We start from the raw sequence: 26,125 nt of genomic DNA on the forward strand, positions 1-26,125 counted from the left end.
GCTCCGAACCCTGCGCGACGCATCAGGTGCGCCATCAGTGCGATGTCCTCTCTGTTGGACATTTGACTCCTCCTCCGCTTCTACCGCTGTTAAGGAAACCTGATCCCTATGTAGATAGACACCAAGCTTGGAGCCTAGTCTAATCTCAGCTTTGAGTATCGTCAATCGTAGACGGCATAAAGTCCGCTAATTGCCTGCACACTCAGGTGAGGACAGGTCACAGCAACCTTACACAGTCGTCCCTCCGATGCTAGAATCTAGGTTGCGAATCAGGCTCTGCATAGGCCGCCATTGCATCCTCAAACCCGCCATAGGAGGACGCTCTCAAACTATGCCCCTTGAAAACATAGTTGTTCGCGGAGCACGCGAGCACAACCTCAAGAACGTCGATGTCACCATTCCGCGCAACAAGCTTGTGGTTATCACAGGCGTCTCCGGCTCGGGCAAGAGCTCTCTTGCATTCGACACCATCTACGCGGAGGGACAGCGACGCTACGTAGAGTCTCTGTCGGCCTATGCCCGCCAGTTCCTTGGCAGGATGGACAAGCCGGACGTCGAGTACATAGAGGGGCTGTCGCCCGCCATCTCCATCGACCAGAAGGGCGTGTCCCACAACCCGCGCTCCACGGTGGGTACAGTCACCGAGATCTACGACTACCTCAGGCTGCTGTTCGCGAGGGTGGGGCGCCCCCACTGCTACAAGTGCGGACGCCCGGTCGAGCGGCAGACCGTCCAGCAGATAGTCGACTCTGTACTCGGGCTGCCCGACAGGACAAGGCTGCAGATCCTCGCGCCCATGATCAGGCGACGCAAGGGCGAGCACAAGGAAGTGTTTGAGAACGCGCGCGCGGCCGGATTCGTCAGGGTGCGCGTGAACGGCGAGGTCCACGACCTCAGCGAGCAGTTCGACCTCGACAAGCAGAAGTGGCACACCATCGAGATCGTAGTAGACCGTCTCGTCTCCGGGGACAGTGCAGACGTAGGTCGCGTCACCGATTCCGTCGAAACCGCTCTCCGAATGGCGGGCGGTACAGTCCTCGTTGACGTGGCAGGCGAGGATGAGATGCTCTTCTCAGAGCACTTCGCATGTGTCCACTGCGGCATAAGTATGGGAGAGCTGGAGCCACGCACCTTCAGCTTCAACAACCCACATGGCGCTTGTTCAACTTGCACCGGACTCGGCTACAAACTCGAAGTCGACCCCGACCTCGCTATTCCAGACAAGAAGAAGAGCATCGTCGGGGGCGCGATAGAACCTTGGTCCCGTACCGGTACAGTAGCTTCGTGGAACTTGAGCCAGCTTGAATCTCTCGGTAAGGAGTTCGGATTCGAGGTGGACGATCCGATCGAGAAGTTCACGAAGAAGCAGCTGAACGCGCTCCTACGTGGAACCGGCCGCAAGCGCATTCGTATTACCCACCGCACGCAGCGCGGCCGCACCTACCGCTGGGACACTCGCTTCGAGGGCGTCCTGAACAACCTCGAACGCCGATACATGGAAACCGAGTCCGATCATGTCAGGCAGGAGATCGAAAGATACATGTCGGCCCGTCCATGTGCCGACTGCGCAGGCCAGAAGCTAAGACCGGAGGCTCTCGCAGTCACCATAGGCGGATCGAACATAACCTCCATGACGGACAGCTCCATCTCACAGGCGTTGGAGTGGGTCAATGTCATCTCTGGTGAAGCTCCGTCTGTTAACGGCACAAAGCCCGAAGACCTGTTAACAGAGCGCGAGAAGGCCATTGGAGAGCAGATACTGAAAGAGATAGAAGCAAGACTCAGGTTCCTGCTCAACATCGGCCTCGACTACCTCACCCTCTCCCGGACCGCCTCGACATTGAGCGGTGGGGAGGCACAGCGAATACGGCTCGCGACACAGATCGGGTCCGGTCTGATGGGCGTCCTCTACGTGTGCGACGAGCCCTCCATTGGACTGCACCCGGCAGACGATCACCGTCTCATTCGTACCCTCCAGAATCTGAGAGACATCGGCAACACCGTGCTGATAGTCGAGCATGACGAAGCGATCATGCGCGCAGCGGACCACATCGTCGACCTTGGACCGGGTGCTGGCGAGCACGGCGGACACATCGTTGCCGAGGGCCCTGTCGACGCGATCATCGAGGCACCGGAGTCACTCACAGGTCAGTACTTGGGGGGAACAAAGCAGATCCCGGTACCCACCGAACGCAGGCCCGGCAATGGCAGGTCGATCACTATCAAGGGCGCCCGGCAGAACAACCTCAGGGACATAGATGTAGAGATCCCCCTGGGCCAGTTGGTCTGCATTACAGGAGTATCCGGCTCAGGAAAGAGCACGCTCATATACGAGATTCTGTACAAGAAGCTCGCACAGACCCTCTATCGCTCCCGCGAGCGCCCCGGAGACTGCGACTCTATAGAGGGCATCGAGAACATAGACAAGGTCGTCAACATAGACCAGTCGCCAATCGGCCGCACTCCGAGGTCGAACCCCGCGACTTACACCGGAACATTCACTCCAATTAGGGAACTCTTCGCCACAGTCCCCGAAGCACGCACTCGCGGCTACAAGCCCGGCCGCTTCTCCTTCAATGTTAAGGGAGGCAGGTGCGAGGCGTGCACCGGCGACGGCTATATCAACATAGAGATGCAGTTCCTTCCGGACGTGACCGTCCCGTGCGAGGTCTGTTCAGGAGCCCGCTACAACCGTGAAGCCCTCGAGATCGAGTGGAAGGGCGCGAGTGTCGCCGAGGTCCTGAACATGACGGTCACCGAGGCACTTGAGCATTTTGAGAACATCCCACGTGTTAAGCGCAAGCTCCAGACGATGTACGACGTAGGCCTCGGCTACATCCGTCTCGGACAGCCGGCCACACAACTCAGTGGCGGTGAGGCCCAGCGCGTCAAGCTTTCGACCGAGCTGTCGAAGCGTGCCACTGGACAGACCCTGTACATACTCGACGAGCCCACCACGGGCCTTTCCTTCGAGGATTGCTCCCACCTGATGCGTGTACTGCATCGCCTGGTGGACGCCGGAAACAGCGTTGTCCTGATCGAACACCACCTCGACCTCATCAAGAGCGCCGACTGGCTCATAGACCTAGGCCCCGGAGCCGGCGACAAGGGCGGCGACATGATCGCCCAGGGCACCCCGGAAGATCTCGCGGCGATGGACCATTCCCAGACGGGTGACTATCTGAGGGGAGTCCTACCAAGATTGGAACTGGAGTCGGCCCAAGCCGCGGACTGAAGAAGTATGAAGAGTTCACCACTGGTGAACCTGTAGTTTGCGATATGCTGGGACCTCTGGAACAATGAAGTCATGCCAGTCGACATAACAATCGAAGACGTTCCAGAAGATATCCGTGATGAGTTGGAAGCTCGCGCGGGGCGACGCGGCCAGTCCCTCGAAGACTACATTCGCTGTGAACTGAAGAGAATCGCGTCCATACAGAATGATGAGTTGTCGGGACACTCTACCGAGGAGTGGGTCAAGAGGGTTCGCAGGCGGGTCGAAGAGTCAGGAATCCACGTCCCTGCTTCTGCCATTCTGGAAGCGCGTGACGCTGATCGGCGATGACTGCGGTAGTTGATTCATCGGCTCTTGTTGCGTTTCTAATCGACCAAGGACCTGACGGCACGTGGGCGCGAGGCGCGCTGTCCGATGGTCCCGTGTTAGGACCCGAACTGCTCCTCGCGGAGTCCAGCAACATTATCTGCCGAATTGAACGAATCGGCGAGGTGGCAGAATCTGCAGCCTTTGCGGCCCATCGAGATCTGGTCGAACACGATATCGAGTTGCATCCCTTCTCCCCCTTCGCTGATCGAATTTGGCAGCTTCGGCACAATCTGACGGCCTATGATGCATGGTACGTGGCACTTGCGGAGTCTACCAACTGTCCCTTGGTCACCTTGGATCTGCGTCTCAGCCGTTCGAATGGTCCGACTTGTGAGTTCATGACACCAGCTAATTTATCCTGAAGGAACAGTTACTTGACGACAGCCGTAAGCCCCCACATCAACGAATTCCTCTCCCAGACCCTGGTCGGCGTCATCAGCACTATCGACACTCAGGGTCGGCCCCGATCTGCGCCGATCTGGTACCAGTGGGAAGACGGAGCCGCCTACTTCTTCACCGGACGTGGCACTCTGAAGTGGCGCAACCTACTAAGAGATCCACACACCTCACTCTGCGTTGACTGGCGCGAGCCGCCTTACAAATCGGTCATCGTCGACGGCACTATAGAAGAGGTCGACAGACCCCTCTACGACCTCGTCCTATCGATGGCTACACGCTATTATGGAGAGGAAGAGGGACGCCACTTCGCCGAGGGCTATCGCGAGGACAACCCCGGAGTAGTGATCTTTCGTCTGATCCCGACCAGCGTGGCAGACTACACTTCGACGGACTAGTCCTAAGCTACCTGTTCACCACCGGCAGCAGCAGAGCAGATGGGTGGTCGGCATCGTGGAGCACGGTCTGTGTTGACGGACTCATATCATTCGACTGGTCATGCGGCGACCCTGTGTACCTTGCGTACGCCGGGAAGTTGCTGGAAGACACCTCCAGCCTGATCTGATGACCTTTGCGGAACAGCATCGCCGTTGGTCCAACGTCCACTTGGTACCGATGCACTTCGTCTGCCTGAATTGGTGATGGCGACTCTAGCGAGTCCCTGTAGCTGGCCCTGAGGATACCGTCGCATACGTTTTGCGCGCTCCCGTCAGGGTGAACGTCCACGAGCTTGGCTGTCCAGTCGGTATCGGCGGCCGTTGTCACCGCCCATAGATCGAGTGTGACATACCCTGTGACCTCAGTTTCTCTTTCCAGCGGTTCAGACGTGTATACGAGAACATCCCCTCGCGACTCGACCCCACGCTGGTCCTGCACGCCTACTTCGAAGATCGTAGGCACGCCGCCAAGGTGAGCGCCCCCAACCGTCGGCACCGGATTCGCTGGGTTGTACAGGTAGTGATCGGCGGACTCACCTGAGGCTGGAGGATCGGCTGATAGTGCCCCATCTCCATTCAGGGTGTTTGCTCTTCCACCGCTGCGGAGGAACAGAGTCATCGTCTCCGCGTCCGGTGGAGGCCATATCTCCTCTGCCCTCCACTCGTTAGCGCCCATGATGAACAGGTAAGCGCTTGGATCGGAATCGACGCCGTTGTCTTCGTGCCTCAGCCATCGATCGAACCATGCCAGTTGCATCCCGTGCCAGTCTATTGCAGCCCCGGACGCAGACGGCCCAAAGTACCCGCTGCCTGCAGATGGATCGGGAAGAGGCTGATGCAGCCACGGTCCCACTACCAGGTGCTGCTGTGAACGAGCCAGATCGCTCCCACCCTGCTCCTTCATGTCCTCGTAGTTGCGGAGCGTGGCCCTGATGAACCCGTCGTACCATCCCCCCTGGTTCAGCGCGGGCACCGTGATCCTGTCGTACTTCTCTCTCGGTGCGAACGACTTCCAGTAGTCGTCGTATGTCGGGTGTGCCAGCCAGTCGTAGTAGTAGTCACCCACTTCTCTCAGGGCTGGCATGTCGCTCAACGGCAGGTGGTTCGCGATGGCAAACGGGTCTCGTCGCCACTCCCTCAGCAACGCCCGTGCCTCTGGCGAACGCTCGGATCGGGGAGGGAAGTCGTCCAGCACGAACCCCGACGCCCAGCCGCTTAGCCAGAACAACTGGAAGACTCCTCCGAGGTACGTCCAGCTATCGTAGTAGGAATCCGCAGTCACTCCTGGAACGATTGCCTTCAACGCCGGATGACCCTCAGTGGCTGCAAGCCACTGGGTCGCTCCGTGATACGAGATGCCGAACATACCAACACTGCCGTCCGACCACGGCTGGGAAGCGATCCAGTCTATCGTGTCGTGCCCATCCAGCGCCTCGTTAGCGTACGGGTACCACTCACCATCAGAGGCATGACGTCCCCGTACGTCTTGAATCACCACCGCATACCCTCGGTCCAGAGCCCGCATGGGGTCCAGATACATGCTCCGGTAACGTGGTGAGTGCTTCCCATACGGAATTCGTTGCAGCAGGGTAGGGTGACGCCCACCGCCCGATGGCCTGTAAACGTCGGCCCGCAGCACGACCCCGTCTCTCATAGGCACCGAGACATTAGTCTCGGACGACACTGATGTCGAACGCCTGAACTCGTCCTTTACGGGCTTCGGCAGCATGACAACCTCACAGTCTGAGTGTATTGGTGGCAGTGAATGGCTGGACGATAGCACTGCGATATGGGCAGGTCAATTCAGTGACCTGCAAAGGCCCTGTGTTACAATCCGCTCGCTCGCACACACTCACCCTGGAGGTCAAATTGGCCCGATCAACCCCCTCGATCCGTCAAGCTCGCCCCGAAGACGCTCCAAGGATTATCGAGTTCCAGCAGGCGATGGCCCTGGAAACTGAGGGCAAGACCCTGGACGAGTCCCTCGTCACCCCAGGGGTCGCCGCGGTGTTCGCCTCTCCAGATAAGGGCTTCTACATCGTGGCCGAAGTCGACGGAACCGTGGTCGGGAGCCTGCTAATCACCTACGAGTGGAGCGACTGGCGAAACGCGACTTTCTTGTGGATTCAGAGTGTGTTCGTAGACGCGAACTACCGGCGGCAGGGTGTCTACACCGCCATGCACAATCATGTGATTGCCCTCACCGAGGCCGACGACGGACTTTGTGGCGTCAGGCTCTATGTTGAGCGCACCAATACAGGAGCGCAGCAGACATACAAGAGTCTCGGCATGGACCACTCCCACTACGACTTGTATGAGATAGATTTCCTAGCATAGTAGAGAGGCCGACAATTGCTCCCTGAAAACGTGGCCGAGTTCGTTTCCGAAAACCATCAGGCGGTCCTGACTACCTTCCGCAGAGACGGTGCGGCCCAGATGAGCATAGTCACCGTAGGCCCGTATGGCGACGGTGCCGGCTTTACGACTACCGAAGACCGCGCGAAACTCCACAACCTCGCTCGTAACACCCGTTGCTCTCTTCTGGTCTCCAAGGCAGACTGGTGGGGATATGTCGTCCTTGAGGGCCATGCTGTGGTGCTGCGCCGAGGTCAGTCCGACGACACCGAGCTCCGTGACGCTCTCCGGGGCATATACCGGTCTGCCTCAGGCCAGGAGCACCCGAATTGGGAAGAGTACGACCAGGCAATGATCGACGACAGCCGCGCCGCCATCATCGTCGTACCTGAACGAATCTACGGTACGGCCCCGTGACCGACCGACCAAACTTCCTGGTGATAATGTCCGACGAGCACGGTCCAATGTGGTCGTCAGCCTACGGACACCCATTCGTCCAGACCCCGAACATGGAGCGACTCGCCGAATCAGGCGCAACGTTTGACGCTGCCTACTGTAACTCACCACTCTGTGTGCCCTCTCGGCTGTCATTTATGACAGGTCGCTACGTTTCGAGATGCGAAGGATGGGACAACGCCAAGCCTTTGCCTTCTGACGCACCTACCTGGCCATACCTGCTCAGGTCGATGGGATACGACTCGGCTCTCTCCGGCAAGATGCACCTGATCGGACCTGACCAGCTTCACGGCTTCCGAGACCAGCTAGCATACGACCCCCACGGCGGCGGTCACCGCGGCGACTCCGAAGCCAGTCTCTCCACTGGTGGCCTGCACCCAATCTACCTGTGGGAAGAAGGCGTTCCAACATCGGACGAGCCATGGCCAAGCGTCAGTGAAGCCCGTGCGGGCACCGGACCAATGATCGAGGCAGACGACGCCATCGAAGAGGCAGCTTTAGCATACTTGCGTGATCCTGCCCGACAGGACTCACTTTGGGCCCTATGCGTCGGATTCGTTGCCCCTCACTTCCCCTTCATCGTGCCCGAGCCGTACTTCTCCCTGTACTGGCCTGAGTACGCAGACTTGCCTAACAATCCTCCGGGTCACCTCGACAATCTTCCCGCTGCTGCGAATCGACTGATGCAGGCGTTCAACTTCAGCGGCTACACCGAGGACGAGGTCCGTACCGCTCGAGCCGCCTACTACGGACTGATCACTTATTTGGATGACAAGATTGGACGACTGCTGGACGCACTCGAAGATGCAGGCATGTCCGACAATACAGTGGTCATCCATACCTCGGATCACGGCGAATCCCTGGGTGAGCACGGTCTCTGGCGAAAGATGAACTTCTACGAGCAGTCAGCGAGGGTACCCCTCCAGATCTCGTGGCCCAGTGTGATCGATGGAGGCCAGAGGTTCACAGGCGCAGTCTCACTGGTAGATGCCACGGCAACGATTCTCGATATCGCGTCCGCAGACCAAGCATCACAATCGGTCATGAACCTGGACGGTACATCGCTGCTCCCACAGATGACAGGCGCAACCGTCGGGCAACGAGACGAAGCATTCTCAGAACACCTCGCGCACGGCACGGACCGGCCTCGCGCAATGCTCAGACAGGGCAGGTGGAAGCTCTGTTACAGCCACCACGCTGCAACCCCTGACCTCGAGCTCTACAACCTCGAGACCGACCCTGGAGAGTTCGTCAACCTCGCTAACGACGGCACACACTCCGCCGTGCAGCAGCGCCTGACCAACAGGATCCTGGACATCTGGGGCGACGCCGGCGACCTCGACCGGCGAATCAAAGACAGCCAGCGTTCCCGCCTGATGATCCGCGACGTCCTCGGCGAAGCCGCGACATTCTAAGCTTCCCACGAATGTTTAGAGCTACACCTTCACCGCACCACGTCCACCTCACCATTCACAATTCCACATTCCCAATTTCATGACTTGGGTACTTCTCTCCCTCGGCAGCACAATCACCTTCGCCTTTATCTCGGCGATGGACAAGATTCTGATTGCCAGGTTCACTCCCAATCCTCGGACCTTCATCGTGATGGTCGGCCTAACTCAGTTCATTCTGGCAGTCGTCATATTGCCTTGGGTGGAGTGGACCGGGTACACGAACCAGCATATCGTACTAGCAATTGTCTCCGGTCTGACATCAGGGGGGTACCTTGTGCTCATGTTCTGGGTGATGGGCACTCAGGACGTCTCGCGAGTCATACCGGTCACATCCACGTACCCTATTTTCGTCGCCGTCCTGGCGTTCTTCCTACTTGGCGAACAGGTTGGTTTGCTCGCCTGGGTTGGCATAGTCGTCACGGTTGCCGGCGCGGCGTTGATGTCTCTCGGCCCGACCGCTAGAGCAAGGGACAGGGGACGTGGCCAGATGTTCGCCTTCGCCCTCCTCATATTCGCAAGCTTGGGTTTCGGACTGAGCCAGGTCTTCAGCAAGATGGTCGCCGACAGCATGGACGTCTGGACTCTCTTCTTCTGGAGAGCTCTGGGGAACGGCGCCGCTTGTGTGGTGTTTTCCATCAAGCCCAGGGGCATGAGAGACTTGATCGACACTCTGCGAAGGCCCACGTCGGTAGGCCTCATACTCTTCACGGAGGGCGCGCTGGTGTTCGTAGCACTCGCCTTCCTTCTGGGAGCGATCTACTCAGGCCCCGTCTCGCTGGTATCTACGGTCATGGCAACCCGCCCCCTGTTCGTCTTCGCACTTGGAATCATCCTCAGCATCGGTGTATCAAACGTGCTGAACGAGCCCCTCGAACGCAAGATTCTGGTCATTAAGACTCTGTCCATAGTTATGACCGTTGGCGGCGTAGTGGCCGTTACCCTGGCCTACTGAGCGCTGATTGCCCCTGTTAGCAGGCAGCTCCCTATGATACCTGAGGTTTCAGATGGGCCCAGGGACGCGCAGCCTCGAAGGCAGCAGACGCCGCAAGCACGGTCTCTTCGTCCCCCGGCTTGCCAATGATGTGCAGCCCTACAGGCATCCCGTCTGAGTCGAACCCGCACGGTATGCTCGCCGCCGTGAATCCGATCGTGTTGATCGGGTGAGTGTAGGGTACGAACCCCCACGCCGGAATTGGGTACGGCTCCAGCCCGCCCACGGTCTGGGGGTATTCCTCAGTCGAGAAGGCGGTCGTAGGCATCGTCGGGGAAACCAGCAGATCGAACTTGTCGAACTGGTCCATGAACTGGTTGACCATCCGGTCTCGTTCGCCCAGAGCGCGGATGTAGTCTGGCATCGTCAACCGCGCTCCCCACTCGATCGCCCAGCGACCATACCAGGTGAGCGGATCGTCCGGGTCGTCCAGCAGGTGCCCATTGACCGCGTAGCCATTCCCCGCGAAGAAGACGATCCAGGTGTCAAACGGATTGTCGAGGCTCAGGTCAGACTCATCGACGCTGCACCCAAGTTCAGCGAACACCTCGGCTCCGGCCTGAGATACCACCGTAACTTCCTCGTCAGCCGGGTGGTACCCGAAGTCCGGTGACCAGCCGATTCGCAGTCCCTCTATACTCTGGTCCAGTGCACCCATGAAGTCAGGTACCGGTTGCCTGAGCGAGCCTGAGTCCCTCGGGTCATATCCAGCCATGACCTGCATCATAAGGGCTGTATCTGCAACGGTCCGAGTCAATGGACCCTGCTGGCTGGTGATATTCGCAGCCGGAGGGGCGTCCACACCGGTGTAGCTTGAGATTCGGCCCTGCGTCGGCTTGATCCCGTAGATGCCATTGAAGCTTGCGGGAATGCGAATAGAACCTCCACCGTCGCCGCCGGTAGCCAGTGCGCACAGGCCAGCGGCTATAGCCGCGCCTGCACCGCCACTTGATCCCCCAGACGTCCTTTCGGTGTTCCAGGGGTTACGGCATGGCTCTCCCAATCGGTTCTCGTTAGCTCCGAGTAGTCCGAACTCAGGAGTATTGGTCTTTCCCAACATCACTGCCCCTGCACCGAGCACCTTCTCGACACAGGCCGCATCCGCGTCCGGCACCCTGTCTTTGTATGCAAGAGAGCCGCCCGTTGTTCGAACGCCCTTGGTCATCTGCAGGTCTTTGAGCGAGACGGGAAGACCGTGGAGCGCCCCGAGTGTTTCACCCCTCGCAGTCGCTTCGTCCGCACGCCGAGCCTGTGCGAGCGCAATGTCAGGAGTCAGCGTCAGGTATGAGTTGAGCTGTCCATCGAGACTATCTATGCGAGTCAGGTACATCTCGGTAAGCTCTACCGATGTGACCTGCCTGCTTGCGATAAGCTCGCGCAACTCAGTCGCCGGTGCAAATGCGAGTTCCTGGTCTAGGTTGGTCATCTCGAACTCCTATCCCTCGTGGCCTTCCACTTCTATTGCTATTGGCACTTCCTCGTATCAGATTCCCAAGATTGCTACGAAGAGTGCAGCCCAATGACATTGTCCGCAGGATCCATGAATACCGCAATCTGACCCATGTCATTCGGGATAGGCATAGGCGGAACGACAGTCTTGCCCCCAAGGCTCTCGACCTTCTCCAAAGCCGCCTTAAGGTCTTCCACTCCCACGTAGAACATAACGTAGTTTGGAGGCATCTCGCCGGCGGTCTGCATTATCCCGCCTCCGATTCCTCCATCCTGGGGCTCTACATAATGGAAATCGGTGCCTGCACCTGACTTCCCATAGGGCTGCACGTTCCACCCGAAGAGGTCCTTATAGAACTCTCCCAGTTGTGAAGCGTCTCTCCCGCCGATTTCAAAGAAAGCAACCGGATTTGGCATGTATCTCTCCTGTCTGTGTAGAAGCTCTGGGTCTGTGTAATGTCAGTTTCACGGGCCGGGTAGGGCCCGCGCGTGCCCATTATGTCACCCGCCTGTCACGAGCGGCAATGAATCTGGGGTCGTTGTGTTATCATCCGAGCCGAAATCCGAATCCTTGGAGAGGACTCACCAATGAAAATCACCAATGTCGAGACCTTCATCGTTGACGCTGGCTGGAGACCCTGGATGTTCGTCAAAGTCGAAACGGACGAGGGCATCACCGGCTGGGGAGAGTGCAGCGACGGCCGATCGCCCCACGGCATCGAGGGCACCATTCGCGATATGAAGCCGCTCCTCATCGGCAAGGACCCCAGGGCCTTCGAGATGCGCTTCCAGGACATGTACCGCATCACCCGCCAGAGTCCCGGTGGCATAGCGGCCAAGGCCATTGCCGGACTCGACTGCGCCTTCATAGACATCAAGGCCAAGTCGCTTGGCATCTCCGTCGTCGAGCTGTTCGGAGGTCCCACCAGGGAGCAGGTGCGAGTGTACTGGTCCCACTGCGGCAGTTCACGTATCAGGCATCACGACATCCTCGGCACCCCGCCCATGGACTCATGGGAGGCCGTGACCAACCTGGGTCACGAGGTCAAGGAACGCGGCTTCACCGCCCTGAAGACTAACATCCTCATGCCCGGACAGAATGCCACCTTTGGAGGAGGCTTCAGTGGTGGAGTCGGCTCCACCGACCAGTACGCTCCCAAGTGGCTCGTACCCCACGTCGAAAAGTTGATCGGCACGTTCCGGGACGCCGTCGGCGACGACATCGACATCAATCTCGACCTGAACTTCCACTTCAAGACCGAGGGCGCACTCCGCATTGCCAAGGTTCTCGAGCAGTTCGACATGCTCTGGCTTGAAATTGACATGTACGAGCCCAAGAGCCTGCGCCAGATCAAGGACTCGACTACCACGCGCATCTGCACCGGCGAAAACCTGTTCTACATGCGGGACTTCATCCCGTACTTCGAGAACCACTCCGCCGATATGTTCATGATCGACGTTCCATGGAACGGCTTCAGCCAGTCCAAGAAAATTGGCGACCTCGCCGAGGTCTACCAGCACAACGTCGCGCCCCACAACTACTATAGCCACCTATCCAGCTACGTTAGCGCAAGCCTGTGCGCCACGCTTCCGAACGTGCGAATCATGGAGATCGACATAGACGATGTACCATGGAAAGATGAGCTGACCACCACCGTCCCAGAGATAATCGACGGCTACATGACCGTGCCGTCAGGGCCCGGCTGGGGAGCCGACATCAACGAAGAAGTAGCTCTGGCCCACCCCTGGGATGAGAACAGCTTGGCTGGTGTACAGACCGGCGGCTACAAGGTGCCAAGGTAAAGGAGCACTCTCTAATTCCCCTCTCCCTTGATGGGCTGAGAGGGGCATGTAAAGGTACACGGACAAGAATGAGTACCAGCCAACAGACCCCCTCTCCCTCAGGGAGAGGGTTGGGGTGAGGGTGAGAAGCACGAATGTGTACCCCCTTTAAGCACTTGATGGGAGATGGTTAGGGTTTAAGCCCGCACTATCGTAGCTTGCTGTGCACGCCGAGAGTTCCATGACTAACCCTGATCCAAGAAGCAAACGTTCGTCCTGAGCTTGTCGAAGGGCGGCCTGCAGACTAGGAGACTTTGAATTGCCCGAGTACGAACACATCCTCTACGAAGCAAAGGGCACCACCAGGGTCATCACCCTCAACCGCCCCGAAACTCTCAATGCCATCACAGAGCCGATGGAAGCCGACCTCCACGAAGCCCTCGACATAGCAGAGGCCGACCCCGAGGCACGTGTCATCATCATCCAGGGAGAGGGCAGGGCGTTCAGCTCAGGTTACGACATTGCCTCATTCCAGGAGACCGACCCCGAATCGATGATCGCCAAGGGGTCGAGCGCCGCCGACCATGTCTCCCGCTGGTTCTACCATGACCGCAACATGGTCAGGAACCAGACGCACATCCTCGAGCTTTCCAAGCCTGTCATCGCCTGCGTCCACGGCTGGTGCATGGGTGGAGGTACCTGGCTGTCCCTGACTTGCGACATGACGTTCTGTTCAGAGGACGCCGTGTTCGCGCAGCCTGAAGTCCGCCAGATTTCCAACACCAGCTTCCTCTGGGTACTTATGGCCGGCTATAAGAACGCCCTGAGATATTCGCTCACCGGCGACCACATCGACGCTCAGGAAGCATTCAGGATCGGACTCGTGAACGAGGTGTTCGAGGACAAGGACGCCATGATGGCCGAAGCGTTCCGCCTGGCCGAACGGATCGCGTTGATCAGTCCTGAGACCGTTGCGGCCAACAAGTACATCGCCACGCTAGGGCTGGAGATGATGGGCCTTCGTAACGCGATTACCAGCAACTGGCTGCTGTCCTCCATCGCGCACTCTTCCCAGCGACCAGACTACAACCGGCGCGAAATGATGGACGCTGCGAAAGAGAGCGGAATGCGCGGCTTCCTTAAAGTAAGGGACGACCCGTTCCGACCGGAGCCCTTCGGGCCAAGGGCTGAAAAGAAGGACGACTAATAGGAGAGACCCTTAAGGCGCGTTCTAGCACCCGGAAGAGACGAACCTGACAACAGCATCCGCCACCAGCTTCGGCTGGTCCATGTACATGTTGTGAGCGCTCTCGGGGATCGTGAGCATGCTGAAGTCCGCGGTCTCCTCCGCGATCTTGGCCACGTCCTGAAAGCTGTCAGCGCGTGAGTCGCTCACGATGAACTGGATAGGCTTACCAAGCGTTCTCAGGGTCGGCCTGATGTCGTGGTAGTCCCCTTCGCGCTCCTTCCAGTCCATGCTCGCATTGGCCCACTTCATGTCGAGCCGCCCATTTGGTAACTCGAAGGCTTCGTGGGCCACTACGTCCCTGATGACGTCGTCGCGCCACTTTCCCGTCATAGGATGCTTCTTGAGATAATCGTACATCTCGTCGCGGTTAGCCCATGTGCGTCGGGGCCTTACTGCCCTTTGCGACACCATCCGCTGAAAGGCCTCTGTCACCACAACCATCGGCTCCAGCAACATGAGCTTGCTGAAGAAGTCAGGTCTGCGCTCAGAGAGCATCGCAGCGACGACTGCCCCTGTGGAGTGAGCCACGGCCACAACGTTCCGCAATTGGATGAAATCCGCAAACGCCTCGAGGTCGTCAATCCGCTGCGCGAATGAGTATCCAGAGTCAGGCCATTCACTGTCACCGTGCCCGCGCGAGTCAAGAGCGATGACGTGGAACTGCTCACACAAGTGACGCGCTACAGCATCCCACGATCGGCTCGTTCGCATGTCACCGTGCAGCAGAAACAGGGTAGGGCGATCCGGATCCCCACTCGGTCTGCCCCAGTCAACGTAGTGGAACCTTATGCCGCTGACTGAGGCATAGTTGCTCGAGGGTTCTGTCACTTGTCGGATCCGAAAACCATGGTCGACCTACGTACCCCTACGCCGAACCGCCAGGGTAAGCCTGTCCCGCCACCTTGCAAAGGTGGCCTTCCGATTCTCTCAATTCGAGTATGGCTTCAGGCGACTCGGAAGCAGCCTGTACAGCACCTTCTCCAACACTACTTCAGCCCCAGGTCTTCCAGGATCGGTGGTATCTGTGACTTCTCTTCTTCAGTCAGTTGCCGGAAGGGACGGGACATGATGTCATGGTCGATTACGCCCATCTGCTTAAGCGCGGCCTTCATGCCGCCAAAGCTGGCAGCATTAGCGCTCCCACCCTTCGCCACAGCCCCTACCTTTTGCGCCGTGAGCAGCTTACCGTTGCAGTCACGTACCGTCTCAGTGTCTCCCGCCTCACCGGCCTCCCAGCCACGGGCGCATACTTCTGGAACAAGGTTCGCAATCCCTGGAATCACGCCATGGACGCCAACCGATCCCGCGCTAGTAACACGGAAGACTGTGCCCAGGAACCTGAGCAGTGAGAGATCACCCTGATCGCAAAGCACGTTGAGCTGCGCCAGCAGTTCCCCGGCGCCTGAGCTGTCCTTCACCCCAACGACAGTGCCCTCAGCCGCCAGCATCGCTATGGTGCCCGGCTCTACAGCGGTCTTTACCGTCTGAGGAATGTTGTACACCCACAGCGGCAGGCCGATCTGGTCCTGAGCATACCTGTAGTGGTCAGCGAGTTCGTCCTGCGAATCAGGATAGTAGTACGGAGGAGTCAGCGCGATTCCGTCCATTCCAAGCTCGCGCACCTCGCTCGCCAACTCGACCGACATCTTGGTGGACGTGCTGGAGATGTTGCAGATCACGGGGACTCGGCCGGCAACCTCGTCGACAGTCGCCTCCATGGCTCGCACCCGCTCCGAGTCTGGGAGATTGGCAAACTCGCCCGTGGTCCCGGATGCCCATAGACCGTGAACTCCGTTGTCGATAAGATAGTTAACCAGCCTGCGAAGCGACCCGATATCGACCGTCTCATCCGGGTTCAACGGCGTCAGCATCGGAACGATTACGCCCTTGATCTCTTTGTCTGCCATTCGGTTCTCCTTGACTCAGTCCAGTAAATCAGTAGTCGCCGCCATTGTATCAGGGGGCGTTCGTTATATCTGAATGACCTCGAAGCTGATCGCATAATCGCAGCCGAACTCGATTCCAACTGCGTTCGCGTTCATCGTGAGGAACATTTCTGGGACTACGTCCTCGGAAAGCCCCTTGAGATATGCATCGTGCTTTTCGAGCGACTCTACGCCCTTGTAGACGTGGTCGCCTACATCTACGGCGTGAGTTGGATTAGGCGAGCCGCTCACCAGCAACATCTTCACCCCATTCCATGGCTCCAGACCTACGTCTACAAGCTCTGGAAAGATCCAGCGATTCCCCGCATCACGCGATCCGTCGAGCGCGGCTAGTCCGACCGCACGATGGTCAGCCTGATTCGCAAACCCCTGTTTGAAGCTCATGGCCATGTTGCCTGTGATGACCACGTCCGGCCTGTGACGACGTATTGCGCTGGCAATATCTCTTCTGAGTGGCAGACCGTACTCGACTACGCCATCCTTATGGTCCAGGAACTCGACCGTTTCGACTCCTACGACCTCAGCCCCCTCGATCTCCTCGCGCGTTCGTACCTCGCGGGCCTCATCCGGGTGCATACTGTCTATGCCGGCCTCGCCCCTAGTGACCAGCAGGTACACGACCGACTTGCCCTCTGAGGTCCACTTGGAAACGGCGCTTGCCGCTCCGTACTCGATGTCGTCAGGGTGGGCAACTACGATGAGAGCTGTCTGCCAGTCTTCATCCAGAGGTAGAAGCGTTTCAGAGGTCATAGCTTTCCTCCGGCGATCGCAGGCAGGAAGTGCACCTCACTGTTCTCGCCTACCTTCTCCAACATCCCTAACGGCGTGATCTCGCCATCGATGGCAACCGAGATGTTCCCCTTGATCCGCCCATCCTCGACCAGCCGCTCTTTGAATCCCGGATATGCGGCGTCGAGGTTGTTGACGACCTGTCGGACTGACGACCCTTCGATCTCGACCTTGCTCTTGCCGTCACTCAGCTTCTGCATCAGCGACGGGATATAGACCGTAGCCATGCTGAGATCCCTCCTATGATTTCTTAAGGCGCTTTCACTATGTGGCAAAAGGGCGGGTCTCAGTTAAGAAACCCGCCCCTTTTTACTTGGTCCGGTTATGCTGGCGATTAGGAGGGTTTAGTCTCCGTTCTGCGCCAGTGCCGCGGCTATCGCGACTGAGTTCATCGGAGTCTCGTACAGGCGTGTCCCGACCGCATCCCTGAGGGCGTTCGCAACCGCAGGGGTGGGAGGAACGATGTTCGCCTCACCCACGCCGCGGACACCGAAGGGGTGGCCGGGGTTGGCCACTTCCACGATAACCGTGTCGATCATCGGAAGATCGAGGCTTGTGGGCATGCGATAGTCAAGCAGCGTGGAGTTGTCCATGCCGCCGTCATCGTTCATATAGTACTCCTCGTTCAGCGCCCAGCCGATGCCCTGGACCGAGCCGCCCTGCATCTGGCCCTCGACGTAAGACGGGTGTATCGCCTTTCCTACGTCCTGGAAGGCAGTGAAGCGAACGACGTCGGTCTTGCCGGTCTCGGGGTCGACCTCGATGTCGACAATATTGCCGGCGAATGAACCGCCAACACCGCTCGGGTTAACGGAAGCGGTTCCAGTGATGCCGCCGCCGGTCCTGCCAAGCTGGCCCGCCAGGTCCGCGAACGTCATGCTCAGTTCGGGGTCAGACTTCGACTGGACGACGCCGTCTGCCATCTCGACTGAGTCTGCCTCGACGTCCCAGATCGTGGCAGCGCGCTCGATCATCTGCTGCTTCACTGACTGGGCTGCCTCATAGGCGGCCCATCCTGTGGCAAACGTCGTGCGGCTGCCGCCGGTCACGGCGGTGTAGCCGATCGAGTCCGTGTCGACGACTGTAGGCCTGATGTCCTCAGCGGCGATTCCCAGAACTTCTGCCGCCTGCATGGCGATGGAAGCGCGGGACCCACCGATGTCGGTAGAACCTTCAGTCAGGCTGACCGTGCCATCGGCATTGACAGCAAGGTTTACCGCGGAGTCGAAGCCGATGTTGAACCAGAATCCGATCGCGATACCGCGTCCCTGGTTTTCCCCCAGAGGCGCGCTGTAGTGGGGATGGTCCCTCATTGCCTCGAGAGTTTCGACGAGTCCTACCTTGTTGAAGGTAGGGCCGTCCACGCGGCGTGTGCCCTCTTTGGCTGCGTTCTTGAGCCTCAGCTCAATCGGGTCCATGCCGAGCTCGTCAGCCAGCTCGTCAACCGCCTGCTCGACCGCGTAGGCGGCGTTGGGAGCGCCAGGCGCTCGGTAGGCCGCCGTCTTCGGCTTGTTCACGACTACGTCGTAGCCGTCAACAGTGCCGTTCTCAATGTCGTATGCCGCGAGGGCGCACATAGCCCCAGCGCCCACAGGAGAGCCAGGGTATGCCCCAGCCTCGCAGGCCAGTTCGACTTCGGCAGCAGTAATGGTCCCGTCGCTCTTGGCGCCGATCTTCACCCGGCTCCAGGAGCCGCATGTCGGACCGGATGCCTCGAATACATCGGCCCTGCTCATCAGAATCTTCACGGCCTGGCCGGTCTTCCTGGAAAGCAGCGCGGCTACAGGCTCGAGATACACAGGTATCTTTCCACCGAAACCGCCGCCGATCTCCATCGGAATAACTCTGATCTGGGAAACAGGCATTTCGAGCAACTGCGCCATGGCGTCACGCACAGTGAATGCACCCTGCGTGCTGCACCAGATGTGCAGCCTGCCGTCAGTGTTCCATAGAGCAGTCGCGTTGTGGGGTTCGATGTAGCCCTGGTGCACTGTCTTGGCGCGGTACTCTCGCTCGACAACCACGTCGGCTTCCGGGAATCCCTTCGCTGTGTCACCCTTCTTGTGCTGGAAGTGCTGTGCGACGTTGCTGACCTTATCGGTTTGCTCGCCCAGCTCCTCGGTCTTGAGATCGTCGTGCAGGATCGGCGCACCATCGGCCATCGCCTCTTCTACAGTTACGACAGGAGGAAGCACCTCGTACTGCACGTCGATGAGCTGCACTGCTTCTTCAGCGACGTGAGGATTCGATGCGGCCACGCCAGCAACGGCATGACCTCGATAAAGGACCTTGTCCGAAGCAAGTACGTTGTCACGCAACCACTTCAGGCTGGTCGCACCCTCGCCTAAATCGACGACCGCGTCTGCATCGCTTGCGAAGTCGGCGTTGGTGACTACCGCGAGTACCCCAGGCAGCGCCTCGGCTGCCGATGTGTCGATGCTCTTGATGCGCGCATGTGCGTGCGGGCTGCGCAGGATGTGTCCGTGAAGCAGACCGGCGGTGTCGAAGTCCGCTCCGTAGAGGGCGCGACCCGTCACCTTGTCCGCGCCGTCGTGTCTGATTGGGCGCGTGCCAACAACGTTAAACGTTTCGGTGGCCAGCACCATGTTTGGCTCGTAGTCTAGAGTCTGGGTCATAAGTTACGCCTCCTGCATCTTCACAGCCGCATCCTGGACCGCCCGGACGATCTTGTCATAGCCGGTGCAGCGGCACAGGTTGTTGGCGAGCCAGAAACGGATCTCGTGCTCTGATGGGTCAGGGTTGTGCTCGAGCAGTGACTTGGCGGCCACTATGAAGCCAGGCGTGCAAATGCCGCACTGAAGTGCCGCATTCTCAAGGAATGACTGCTGCAACGGGTGCAGCGTGCTGCCTTCCGCGACGCCCTCGATAGTCGTGATCTCCTTGCCTTCAGCCTCGACTCCGAGGACCAGGCAAGATGTCACTATTCGGCCGTCGAACTCGACCGTGCAGGCGCCGCAGTTGCCGTCGTTGCAGCCTTCCTTGGTGCCGGTAAGGCCGACTACGTCGCGCAGCACTTCGAGCAGGCTCTGGCGTGGTTCGCACAGGAAGTCTAAGTGCTCACCGTTGATTATGGACTGTACGTAAGTCTTGGCGGGCAATCTATTCTCCTTAGCTCTGGGCTCGCTCGATGGCGGTCATCATCGCCCGGCGGGTTAGTACCTCGCACAGGTGCTTTCGATACTCGATCGTGCCGCGCATGTCGGTGATCGGTACGGCTGCGTCTCTCGCGAGGCCGGACGCGATTCTGACTGTCTCTTCAGTTGCAGGCTTTCCGGCAACCGCCTCGCCCGCCTCGGAAACGAAGAGAGGCGTCGGAGCGACCGATGCTAGTGTCACCCTGGCGGACCTGATGTTGCCGTTCTCCAGCTCCACCGAAACGCCTGCGCCTGCGACAGCAATGTCCATCTCGTTCCTCGGGATGAAACGAATGTAGTTCGCGCCCGAGTTGGCCGCGGGAGTAGGGAAGTGCACGGCCACAAGGACCTCGCCCTGCTCCAGCACTGTCTGTCGAACGTGGGTGCAGAAGTCTTCAAGCGCGACTTCCCGATTTCCGTTCGGACCAGCGATTCGGGCCACGCCGTTGTACGCGATCATCGCCGGTACCGAGTCTGCGCTCGGAGCAGCATTGCACAGGTTCCCGCCCAGCGAGGCGCGCCCCTGTATCTGCGTACCGCCAATGATTTGAGCCGCGTCGACGATGCCCGGATACACGCTCCGCACTGTCGAGTTGCCATAGATCCTGTAACACGGCACCGCCGCGCCTATGGTCAATCCGTTGTCTGGGTCGTAAGTGAGCTCGTTTAGCTCGGGTACGCTTTTGACGTCCACCATCAGGTCCAGGTCGTATGCCCGGCCCCTCAACTGGACTAGGAGATCGGTGCCTCCTGCCAGCGGTCGGGCCCTGTCGCCTGCCTCGTTCAGCAGGTCGACTGCTTCCCGTACTGAGGTGGGAGCCTCATAATCGATCCACTTCAATCGTTACCTCCTTGTCTCGCAACACTCCCTTGTAGGGAAGTTAGAGTCTGCTTTTTGACTTGTCTGTGCGTCGACTGCCACGACACGCGCCAGATGTACTTGAAACGCACCTTGGACGCAACGTCAACACATACCTGGATGAACTTGAAAACTACCCCCTGTGGACAGCTTCCAAAGCCGGAGACAGTATATCAGAGGAGGGAATGGTCAACAACGGTTCGCTTCGTAGGGAAGCCGTGTCGATCTGGTAGGTGCCTAACTACGGAATCTAAAGTCCCCTCTCTCTCTCAGGGAGAGGGTTAGAGCCTGCCCCGGACTTGATCCGGGGGTGAGGGTGAAAACATCGCCTAACAAACTGACAGAGTCTCCTTCGTAGGGCGCTACGTGACGGGCTCCGTTCCGGTGACTCCCTCGTCACTGAGCAAGTCGATCTCTGGCGATGACATGCCAAGCAGTTCCCCGAACACGTAACCGTTGTGTTCCCCCAGTCTTGGCGCGGGCCACCGCACAGCCCCTGGGGTAGCCGACATCTTCCACGCGGTCCCTGGCAGAAAGTACACTCCGGCTGAAGGGTGGTCCACCAGTTCGAGTAGTCCACGCTCCTGGTAGTGGGGGTCGTTGAAGATGTCTTCGCCTTTCATTACTGGGGTGGCAGCGATTCCGGCCTTCTGAAGTGACTCGGTGAGAGCTATGGCGTCGTGGCCTTGGGTCCACGCCCCAATGACCTCGTCCAGCGCGTCCTGATTGCGAAGCTTGGACAGGACGTCCGCAAACCGTTCGTCTACGACCAGCTCCGGGCTGCCCATCACTTTGCATAGGTTCGCCCACTCGTCGTCCGAGGCGACCGCAATCGTAATCCAGCTGTCCTCACCCCTGCATGGATAGGCGCCATGCGGGGCCATCGCCTCGTGACGATTTCCGCGGTTGTTGGGTGGCAGTCCGTCCAACTGGTAACCGATGATGTGCTCACCCACGACGGAGACAGAGGACTCTATGAACACGCCCCTCCCCGTACGGCGCCGGCGATACAGCGCCGACAGCACGGCCCCGGCTGCATGGGCACCGCTGATGGGGTCTCCGAAATTCACTCCCGACTTCACAGGGCCGTCCTCGTCGAGGTACCCGTTCATCGAGGCGATTCCACCCATCTGCTCCTGCCCGATCCCGTACTGTATGAAGTCCTTCCACGGGCCCGTATTCCCGAACGCAGGCATCGACAGCACTATGATGTCGGGCCTCAGGCTCCGTAGCGTCTCGTAGTCGAACCCTCTGCGTGCCATCAGCCCGGCCCTGAAGTTTTCGACCACCACATCGCTTACACTCACGAGCTCCTCCAGCACCGCCTTTCCCGACGGATGCCGAATCTCGCACGTGATCCCGTACTTGGATATGTGCAGAGTGTTGAACCACCCGGATCTGTTCCAGGGATCGTCACCACGTTCGCCGTCCGGCAGGTTGCCGGACCCAACGATCATGCGGTGAGGGTCCCAGTTACGGGCCGACTCAACCTTGATAACCTCAGCCCCCATGTCTGCCAGGAGCTTGGTGCAGTGCGGACCTGCCCATATGCGGGAGAAGTCGAGGATTCTGACGCCGTCCAGCGCCTGTGGAGCATTGGTACTCATCGGATGGTTGCCGCCTGCAATGCCCCTCTCCCTTGAAGGAGAGGGTTGGGGTGAGGGTGAATTCCCTCAGGCATTCTAGCTAATAAGTAGAGGCGCCGGTCTTGGTCAATCGACCCGTTGCCAGGAAGATGACCCGCTCAGCGATGTTGGTAGTGCGGTCTGCGATCCGTTCGAGATCGTGTGCGACCCACAGCAGGTAAGTGGCCCTCCTGATTGCTCCCGGATCTGCGAGCATGTACGTAAGGAGTTCTCGATACACCTGCTCGTACAGCGCGTCCACTTCGTCGTCATCGTCGCAGATCTGGTGGCTCGCTTCGACGTCGCGGTCGACAAACGCGTCGAGGCTGCGTCTCAGCATGTCCATCGACCTGTCAGCCATCCGCGGAATGTCTATCAACGGCTTGAGTGGCGGCTCGTCTCCCATCAGGAGGCTGATTTTCGCAATACCTTCTGCATAGTCCCCGATCCGCTCCAGCTCTACCGATACGTGCAGCACGGTAACCAGTATCCGAAGATCACTCGCGAGTGGCTGCTGCATCGCGATCAGGTCGATCGACTTCTCTTCGAGCGCGAACCGCATCTCATCGATTATGTCGTCTTCACTGATTACTTCTTCGGCAAGATCGCGGTCGCGATTCCTGAGGGCATCGAGAGACTTGGCGATTGCCTTTTCGACCATGCCACCGAGTGTGAGAAGCTCGTCTTGCAGTGATCTCAGGTCTCGGTCGAATTCAGCTCTCGGTGTCCGCTGCATGATGGCCTCCTTGCCCCCTACCAGCACGTCATTCCGGCAATCGCCCGCAATCTGTTTCCCCGTGTTCAATTTCTCGACATTCCAGAGTCTATTTGAAGTTGGAGGATCGTTCCACATAGCAGATAAATCCCTGGCGAGGTTGTCGCACTCTAGCTGAACCGGCCGGTGATGTACGCCTCCGTGCGCTCGTGCTTAGGAGTCGTAAAGATCTGGTTTGTGTCGCCATGCTCGACGAGGTAGCCGGCCCTGTCTTCTCCAACCATGAGGAACGCGGTCTCGTCCGATACTCTCGTCACTATGACAATCGTGTAGTGCTGGCTCAGTTCCCTGACCAATTCCTCGATGGCGAGAGTCGCTATGGGGTCCAGCGCGGAAGCTGGCTCGTCCATCAGGATCACTTCAGGCTCTACAGCCAACGCTCGCGCGATGCACAGGCGCTGCTGCTGCCCGCCAGACAGCTCTAGTGCGCTGGCTCTAAGTCGGTCCTTCACCTCTTCCCAAAGTGCAGCCTGCCTCAGAGAGCGCTCAACGGCCTCGTCCATGTCGCCCATATAGCCGTTGACCTTCAGTTGACTTTGGGAACGGGTTGGGCCGCTGGAACACCATTCCGATCCTCGACCGGATCTCAGTAGCGTCAACGTCGTCATCGTAAAGGTCGGTTCCTTCGAACAGGATCTGACCATCTATTCTGGCCGATGGGATGAGTTCGTTCATCCGGTTGAAACAGCGCAGAAGAGAACTCTTGCCACATCCTGACGGACCGATCAAAGCGGTAATCGAGTGCCGCTTGATCTCCATGTTGATCTCTCTGAGAGCCTTGAACTCGTCATAGAAGAGACTGAGCTCGTTAACCTTGAAGATTGGTGCGGTCTGCTCAGTCACCTTAGTCCTCTGACCTTGTCTGGTACTTGTTTCGTAGTAGCACTGCAACTGCGTTCATTGATAGCAGGATAATCAGCAGCACGATGATTCCGGCTGCCGCAAGCGACCTGAACTCTTCCTGGGGCCTGCCGACCCACGTGAAGATCTGAAGTGGCAGGACCGTGAATCGGTCTAGCGGCCCCGGCACGAATGTCACGTAAACCAGTCCGCTGATTACCAGAAGGGGAGCAGCCTCTCCTACACCGGTCAGGATTCCTGGCAGGGCAGAAGGCAGAACGGTGCCTTTTATGACCTGCCACTGGTCTGCGCCCAGTGCGAATGCTCCTAACCTGTACTCATTAGGCACCGCCCGGATTGCCTCCCTGGAGGCGAGTATCACGATCGGAAGCACCAGCAGCGTCAGTGTGAGCGCGCCTGCAAGGACGACCTTGCCCAGCGACATCAGCTGCACGAACACTCCCAGCCCGAGTAGTCCGTACACTACCGACGGCACGCCTGCCAGGTTGGAAATGTTGACTTCAATGATCTGCGTGAGCCGGTTCTTTGGCGCGTACTCCTCGAGGTATATGGCGGCCCCCACTCCGATAGGCACCGTGAAAATGGCCGTAAACGCTATCGTAATCAGGGTGCCCATGACCGCGGCCTTCACGCCGGCCAACTCTGGGTGCCTCGACATATAGCTGGTCAGGAATCCGAAGTCCAGCCAGGGGAGCCCTTCTATAAGGGTCTGGGCCAGCAGCACAGCCAGGCCGATTATCCCGACCATGACAGCTGCTAGGAAAACCCCATAAAAGATTCCCCCAACCGTCTTTCGTCGGGCAAGTCTCGGATTGAATCTGGAGTTATAGAGTGCCATGCCTTTGCTTCTTGAATGTCCAGTCTTAAGCTGGCTAGTAAGCCTGTCTCCAGCGTCGGACTACCCAGTGGCCGAGCAGGTTTAGCGATAGCGTCATCAGGAACAGAAGCAGACCGACCGCGAAGATGGTCTTGTATTCAATCGAGTCGTGAGACGCCTCACCCTGGGCGAGCTGGGCGATGTAAGCCGTCATAGTCTGAATGCTCTCCAGGGGATTTGCGGTGATGCGTGGAGTCGCGCCCGCCGCAATGGTCACGAGCATGGTCTCGCCGATTGCCCTTGATATCGCCAGGATGAACGATGCCACGATTCCCGACAGCGCCGCCGGTACAACCACCTTGAGGCTTGTCTCCAGCTTCGTGGCCCCAAGCGCGTAGGAGGCCTGTCGCAGCGACCTGGGTACGCTGATCATCGCGTCCTCACTGAGGGACGACACCATGGGGATAATCATGATTCCCATGACGAGTCCCGCGCTCAGCGCATTGAACACGATCATGTCTGGGAAGAACCGCTGAAGTTGAGGCGTTACGAATGTCAGCGCAAAGTAGCCGTACACGACGGTTGGTATGCCGGCGAGAATCTCGATCATTGGCTTGAGGACGCGACGGGCCTTGTCCGGGGCGTACTCAGCGAGATAGATAGCCGTGGCGAGCCCAACAGGGAGTGCCACTATCGCCGCAAGAATTGTCACCAGGAGTGTCCCTGCAACAAGTGGGAGCACACCGAATGCCGTTGGCTTGAGAATCGGGGTCCACCGCGTTCCAGTCAGGAACTCGAAGATGGACACTTCGCTGAAGAAGCCGATTGACTGGCCTATCAGGATGAAGACAATTCCGAGTGTCGTGAATATCGAGATGAGAGCGCAACCGAAGAACACCCAGCGTACGATGGTACCTTCGATGCTGCTTCCACGACCGCGACGGAATCGGCCTGTATCGATTTCTTGCCGCGAACTCGCGGGCATATCATGGGCGCCTGGTGCTGTAGATTCCACCTACTGCTCCATCCTTTAAGCTGGCCTCTCTGATGAGACAGCGGGTGGTGAATTGCTGTTATGGGAGGGCCTTCTCATGGACTGCCTTTTATGTCCAGCTTTAAGCTGGT

General features: G+C 58.7%; 24 protein-coding genes and 1 pseudogene. 10 read left to right on the forward strand and 15 right to left on the reverse strand.

Annotation, left to right across the window (positions count from 1 at the left end; all coding sequences use genetic code 11):
• The first annotated feature begins 331 nt into the window (after nucleotides 1-331).
• The 4 genes from uvrA to J4G14_09020 all read left to right on the forward strand — a co-directional run bounded on the left by uvrA (nucleotide 332) and on the right by J4G14_09020 (nucleotide 4,398).
• The gene (uvrA, locus tag J4G14_09005; protein ID MCE2457939.1) at nucleotides 332-3,235 is read left to right on the forward strand and encodes an excinuclease ABC subunit UvrA; all 2,904 of its coding nucleotides are present in this window, start codon (nucleotides 332-334) and stop codon (nucleotides 3,233-3,235) included.
• A gap of 72 nt (nucleotides 3,236-3,307) precedes the next feature.
• On the forward strand, nucleotides 3,308-3,565 hold the full coding sequence (locus J4G14_09010) for a hypothetical protein (protein MCE2457940.1): 258 nt from the start codon (nucleotides 3,308-3,310) through the stop codon (nucleotides 3,563-3,565).
• On the forward strand, nucleotides 3,562-3,966 hold the full coding sequence (locus tag J4G14_09015; protein MCE2457941.1) for a type II toxin-antitoxin system VapC family toxin: 405 nt from the start codon (nucleotides 3,562-3,564) through the stop codon (nucleotides 3,964-3,966). The genes J4G14_09010 and J4G14_09015 overlap by 4 nt, the downstream gene beginning before the upstream one ends.
• Nucleotides 3,967-3,978: 12 nt before the next feature.
• Nucleotides 3,979-4,398: a TIGR03618 family F420-dependent PPOX class oxidoreductase gene (locus tag J4G14_09020; GenBank protein MCE2457942.1), complete on the forward strand. Its 420-nt coding sequence runs from the start codon at nucleotides 3,979-3,981 to the stop codon at nucleotides 4,396-4,398.
• A gap of 7 nt (nucleotides 4,399-4,405) precedes the next feature.
• Here J4G14_09020 and J4G14_09025 read toward each other — a convergent pair whose 3' ends face one another.
• Nucleotides 4,406-6,166, reverse strand: a complete 1,761-nt coding sequence (locus J4G14_09025) for a CocE/NonD family hydrolase (GenBank protein ID MCE2457943.1) — start codon at nucleotides 6,164-6,166, stop codon at nucleotides 4,406-4,408.
• A 215-nt stretch (nucleotides 6,167-6,381) separates the two neighbouring features.
• On the opposite strand from J4G14_09025, the gene J4G14_09030 reads away from it, so the two are divergent.
• From J4G14_09030 to J4G14_09045, 4 genes are all read left to right on the forward strand, one after another.
• On the forward strand, nucleotides 6,382-6,774 hold the full coding sequence (locus J4G14_09030; GenBank protein MCE2457944.1) for a GNAT family N-acetyltransferase: 393 nt from the start codon (nucleotides 6,382-6,384) through the stop codon (nucleotides 6,772-6,774).
• A 15-nt stretch (nucleotides 6,775-6,789) separates the two neighbouring features.
• Nucleotides 6,790-7,209: a PPOX class F420-dependent oxidoreductase gene (locus J4G14_09035; GenBank protein MCE2457945.1), complete on the forward strand. Its 420-nt coding sequence runs from the start codon at nucleotides 6,790-6,792 to the stop codon at nucleotides 7,207-7,209.
• Entirely contained in the window at nucleotides 7,206-8,663 is a 1,458-nt protein-coding gene (locus J4G14_09040; protein MCE2457946.1) for a sulfatase-like hydrolase/transferase, read from the forward strand. The genes J4G14_09035 and J4G14_09040 overlap by 4 nt, the downstream gene beginning before the upstream one ends.
• A 79-nt stretch (nucleotides 8,664-8,742) precedes the next feature.
• Nucleotides 8,743-9,654, forward strand: coding sequence for an EamA family transporter (locus J4G14_09045; protein ID MCE2457947.1), 912 nt, complete (start codon nucleotides 8,743-8,745; stop codon nucleotides 9,652-9,654).
• Nucleotides 9,655-9,685: 31 nt separating this feature from the next.
• Here the strand turns inward: J4G14_09045 and J4G14_09050 are convergent, their stop codons facing one another.
• A complete protein-coding gene (locus J4G14_09050; GenBank protein ID MCE2457948.1) occupies nucleotides 9,686-11,119 on the reverse strand; it encodes an amidase in 1,434 nt (477 codons plus the stop codon).
• A gap of 74 nt (nucleotides 11,120-11,193) precedes the next feature.
• Nucleotides 11,194-11,559: a VOC family protein gene (locus J4G14_09055; protein MCE2457949.1), complete on the reverse strand. Its 366-nt coding sequence runs from the start codon at nucleotides 11,557-11,559 to the stop codon at nucleotides 11,194-11,196.
• Between the two features lie 171 nt (nucleotides 11,560-11,730).
• Between J4G14_09055 and J4G14_09060 the strand changes: the two genes are divergently transcribed.
• The gene (locus tag J4G14_09060; GenBank protein MCE2457950.1) at nucleotides 11,731-12,945 is read left to right on the forward strand and encodes a mandelate racemase/muconate lactonizing enzyme family protein; all 1,215 of its coding nucleotides are present in this window, start codon (nucleotides 11,731-11,733) and stop codon (nucleotides 12,943-12,945) included.
• A gap of 298 nt (nucleotides 12,946-13,243) precedes the next feature.
• The gene (locus tag J4G14_09065; protein ID MCE2457951.1) at nucleotides 13,244-14,131 is read left to right on the forward strand and encodes an enoyl-CoA hydratase/isomerase family protein; all 888 of its coding nucleotides are present in this window, start codon (nucleotides 13,244-13,246) and stop codon (nucleotides 14,129-14,131) included.
• Nucleotides 14,132-14,155: 24 nt separating this feature from the next.
• Here the strand turns inward: J4G14_09065 and J4G14_09070 are convergent, their stop codons facing one another.
• The 12 genes and pseudogenes from J4G14_09070 to pstC all read right to left on the reverse strand — a co-directional run bounded on the left by J4G14_09070 (nucleotide 14,156) and on the right by pstC (nucleotide 25,985).
• Nucleotides 14,156-15,001, reverse strand: coding sequence for an alpha/beta hydrolase (locus tag J4G14_09070; protein ID MCE2457952.1), 846 nt, complete (start codon nucleotides 14,999-15,001; stop codon nucleotides 14,156-14,158).
• A gap of 158 nt (nucleotides 15,002-15,159) precedes the next feature.
• Nucleotides 15,160-16,080: a dihydrodipicolinate synthase family protein gene (locus J4G14_09075; protein MCE2457953.1), complete on the reverse strand. Its 921-nt coding sequence runs from the start codon at nucleotides 16,078-16,080 to the stop codon at nucleotides 15,160-15,162.
• Nucleotides 16,081-16,143: 63 nt separating this feature from the next.
• The gene (locus J4G14_09080; protein MCE2457954.1) at nucleotides 16,144-16,869 is read right to left on the reverse strand and encodes a PIG-L family deacetylase; all 726 of its coding nucleotides are present in this window, start codon (nucleotides 16,867-16,869) and stop codon (nucleotides 16,144-16,146) included.
• Nucleotides 16,866-17,135: a MoaD/ThiS family protein gene (locus J4G14_09085; GenBank protein ID MCE2457955.1), complete on the reverse strand. Its 270-nt coding sequence runs from the start codon at nucleotides 17,133-17,135 to the stop codon at nucleotides 16,866-16,868. The genes J4G14_09080 and J4G14_09085 overlap by 4 nt, the downstream gene beginning before the upstream one ends.
• Nucleotides 17,136-17,252: 117 nt before the next feature.
• A complete protein-coding gene (locus J4G14_09090; GenBank protein ID MCE2457956.1) occupies nucleotides 17,253-19,544 on the reverse strand; it encodes a xanthine dehydrogenase family protein molybdopterin-binding subunit in 2,292 nt (763 codons plus the stop codon).
• Between the two features lie 3 nt (nucleotides 19,545-19,547).
• Nucleotides 19,548-20,027: a (2Fe-2S)-binding protein gene (locus J4G14_09095; GenBank protein MCE2457957.1), complete on the reverse strand. Its 480-nt coding sequence runs from the start codon at nucleotides 20,025-20,027 to the stop codon at nucleotides 19,548-19,550.
• A 10-nt stretch (nucleotides 20,028-20,037) separates the two neighbouring features.
• A complete protein-coding gene (locus J4G14_09100) occupies nucleotides 20,038-20,904 on the reverse strand; it encodes a xanthine dehydrogenase family protein subunit M (GenBank protein MCE2457958.1) in 867 nt (288 codons plus the stop codon).
• 380 nt (nucleotides 20,905-21,284) lie between these two features.
• A complete protein-coding gene (locus J4G14_09105) occupies nucleotides 21,285-22,529 on the reverse strand; it encodes a CoA transferase (protein ID MCE2457959.1) in 1,245 nt (414 codons plus the stop codon).
• A gap of 79 nt (nucleotides 22,530-22,608) precedes the next feature.
• On the reverse strand, nucleotides 22,609-23,283 hold the full coding sequence (gene phoU, locus J4G14_09110; protein ID MCE2457960.1) for a phosphate signaling complex protein PhoU: 675 nt from the start codon (nucleotides 23,281-23,283) through the stop codon (nucleotides 22,609-22,611).
• A gap of 149 nt (nucleotides 23,284-23,432) precedes the next feature.
• Nucleotides 23,433-24,081, reverse strand: a pseudogene (locus J4G14_09115) (phosphate ABC transporter ATP-binding protein).
• Between the two features lie 85 nt (nucleotides 24,082-24,166).
• Nucleotides 24,167-25,021 (reverse strand): phosphate ABC transporter permease PstA, encoded by an 855-nt coding sequence (gene pstA / locus J4G14_09120; protein ID MCE2457961.1) that lies wholly within the window; start codon nucleotides 25,019-25,021, stop codon nucleotides 24,167-24,169.
• A 34-nt stretch (nucleotides 25,022-25,055) separates the two neighbouring features.
• Nucleotides 25,056-25,985, reverse strand: coding sequence for a phosphate ABC transporter permease subunit PstC (gene pstC / locus J4G14_09125; protein ID MCE2457962.1), 930 nt, complete (start codon nucleotides 25,983-25,985; stop codon nucleotides 25,056-25,058).
• Between the last annotated feature and the right edge of the window lie 140 nt (nucleotides 25,986-26,125).

Source organism: Dehalococcoidia bacterium, assembly GCA_021295915.1.
Lineage (GTDB): Bacteria > Chloroflexota > Dehalococcoidia > Lucifugimonadales > UBA1123 > VXRN01.

Coding starts and splice junctions, on each gene's coding strand:
- J4G14_09050 (MCE2457948.1), bottom strand. CDS start 11,119: ATGACCAACCTAGACCAGGAACTCGCATTTGCACCGGCGACTGAGTTG.
- J4G14_09090 (MCE2457956.1), bottom strand. CDS start 19,544: ATGACCCAGACTCTAGACTACGAGCCAAACATGGTGCTGGCCACCGAA.
- uvrA (MCE2457939.1), top strand. CDS start 332: ATGCCCCTTGAAAACATAGTTGTTCGCGGAGCACGCGAGCACAACCTC.
- J4G14_09080 (MCE2457954.1), bottom strand. CDS start 16,869: ATGACCTCTGAAACGCTTCTACCTCTGGATGAAGACTGGCAGACAGCT.
- J4G14_09015 (MCE2457941.1), top strand. CDS start 3,562: ATGACTGCGGTAGTTGATTCATCGGCTCTTGTTGCGTTTCTAATCGAC.
- pstC (MCE2457962.1), bottom strand. CDS start 25,985: ATGCCCGCGAGTTCGCGGCAAGAAATCGATACAGGCCGATTCCGTCGC.
- J4G14_09085 (MCE2457955.1), bottom strand. CDS start 17,135: ATGGCTACGGTCTATATCCCGTCGCTGATGCAGAAGCTGAGTGACGGC.
- J4G14_09030 (MCE2457944.1), top strand. CDS start 6,382: ATGGCCCTGGAAACTGAGGGCAAGACCCTGGACGAGTCCCTCGTCACC.
- phoU (MCE2457960.1), bottom strand. CDS start 23,283: ATGCAGCGGACACCGAGAGCTGAATTCGACCGAGACCTGAGATCACTG.
- J4G14_09055 (MCE2457949.1), bottom strand. CDS start 11,559: ATGCCAAATCCGGTTGCTTTCTTTGAAATCGGCGGGAGAGACGCTTCA.
- J4G14_09025 (MCE2457943.1), bottom strand. CDS start 6,166: ATGCTGCCGAAGCCCGTAAAGGACGAGTTCAGGCGTTCGACATCAGTG.
- pstA (MCE2457961.1), bottom strand. CDS start 25,021: ATGGCACTCTATAACTCCAGATTCAATCCGAGACTTGCCCGACGAAAG.
- J4G14_09075 (MCE2457953.1), bottom strand. CDS start 16,080: ATGGCAGACAAAGAGATCAAGGGCGTAATCGTTCCGATGCTGACGCCG.
- J4G14_09105 (MCE2457959.1), bottom strand. CDS start 22,529: ATGAGTACCAATGCTCCACAGGCGCTGGACGGCGTCAGAATCCTCGAC.
- J4G14_09010 (MCE2457940.1), top strand. CDS start 3,308: ATGCCAGTCGACATAACAATCGAAGACGTTCCAGAAGATATCCGTGAT.
- J4G14_09045 (MCE2457947.1), top strand. CDS start 8,743: ATGACTTGGGTACTTCTCTCCCTCGGCAGCACAATCACCTTCGCCTTT.
- J4G14_09060 (MCE2457950.1), top strand. CDS start 11,731: ATGAAAATCACCAATGTCGAGACCTTCATCGTTGACGCTGGCTGGAGA.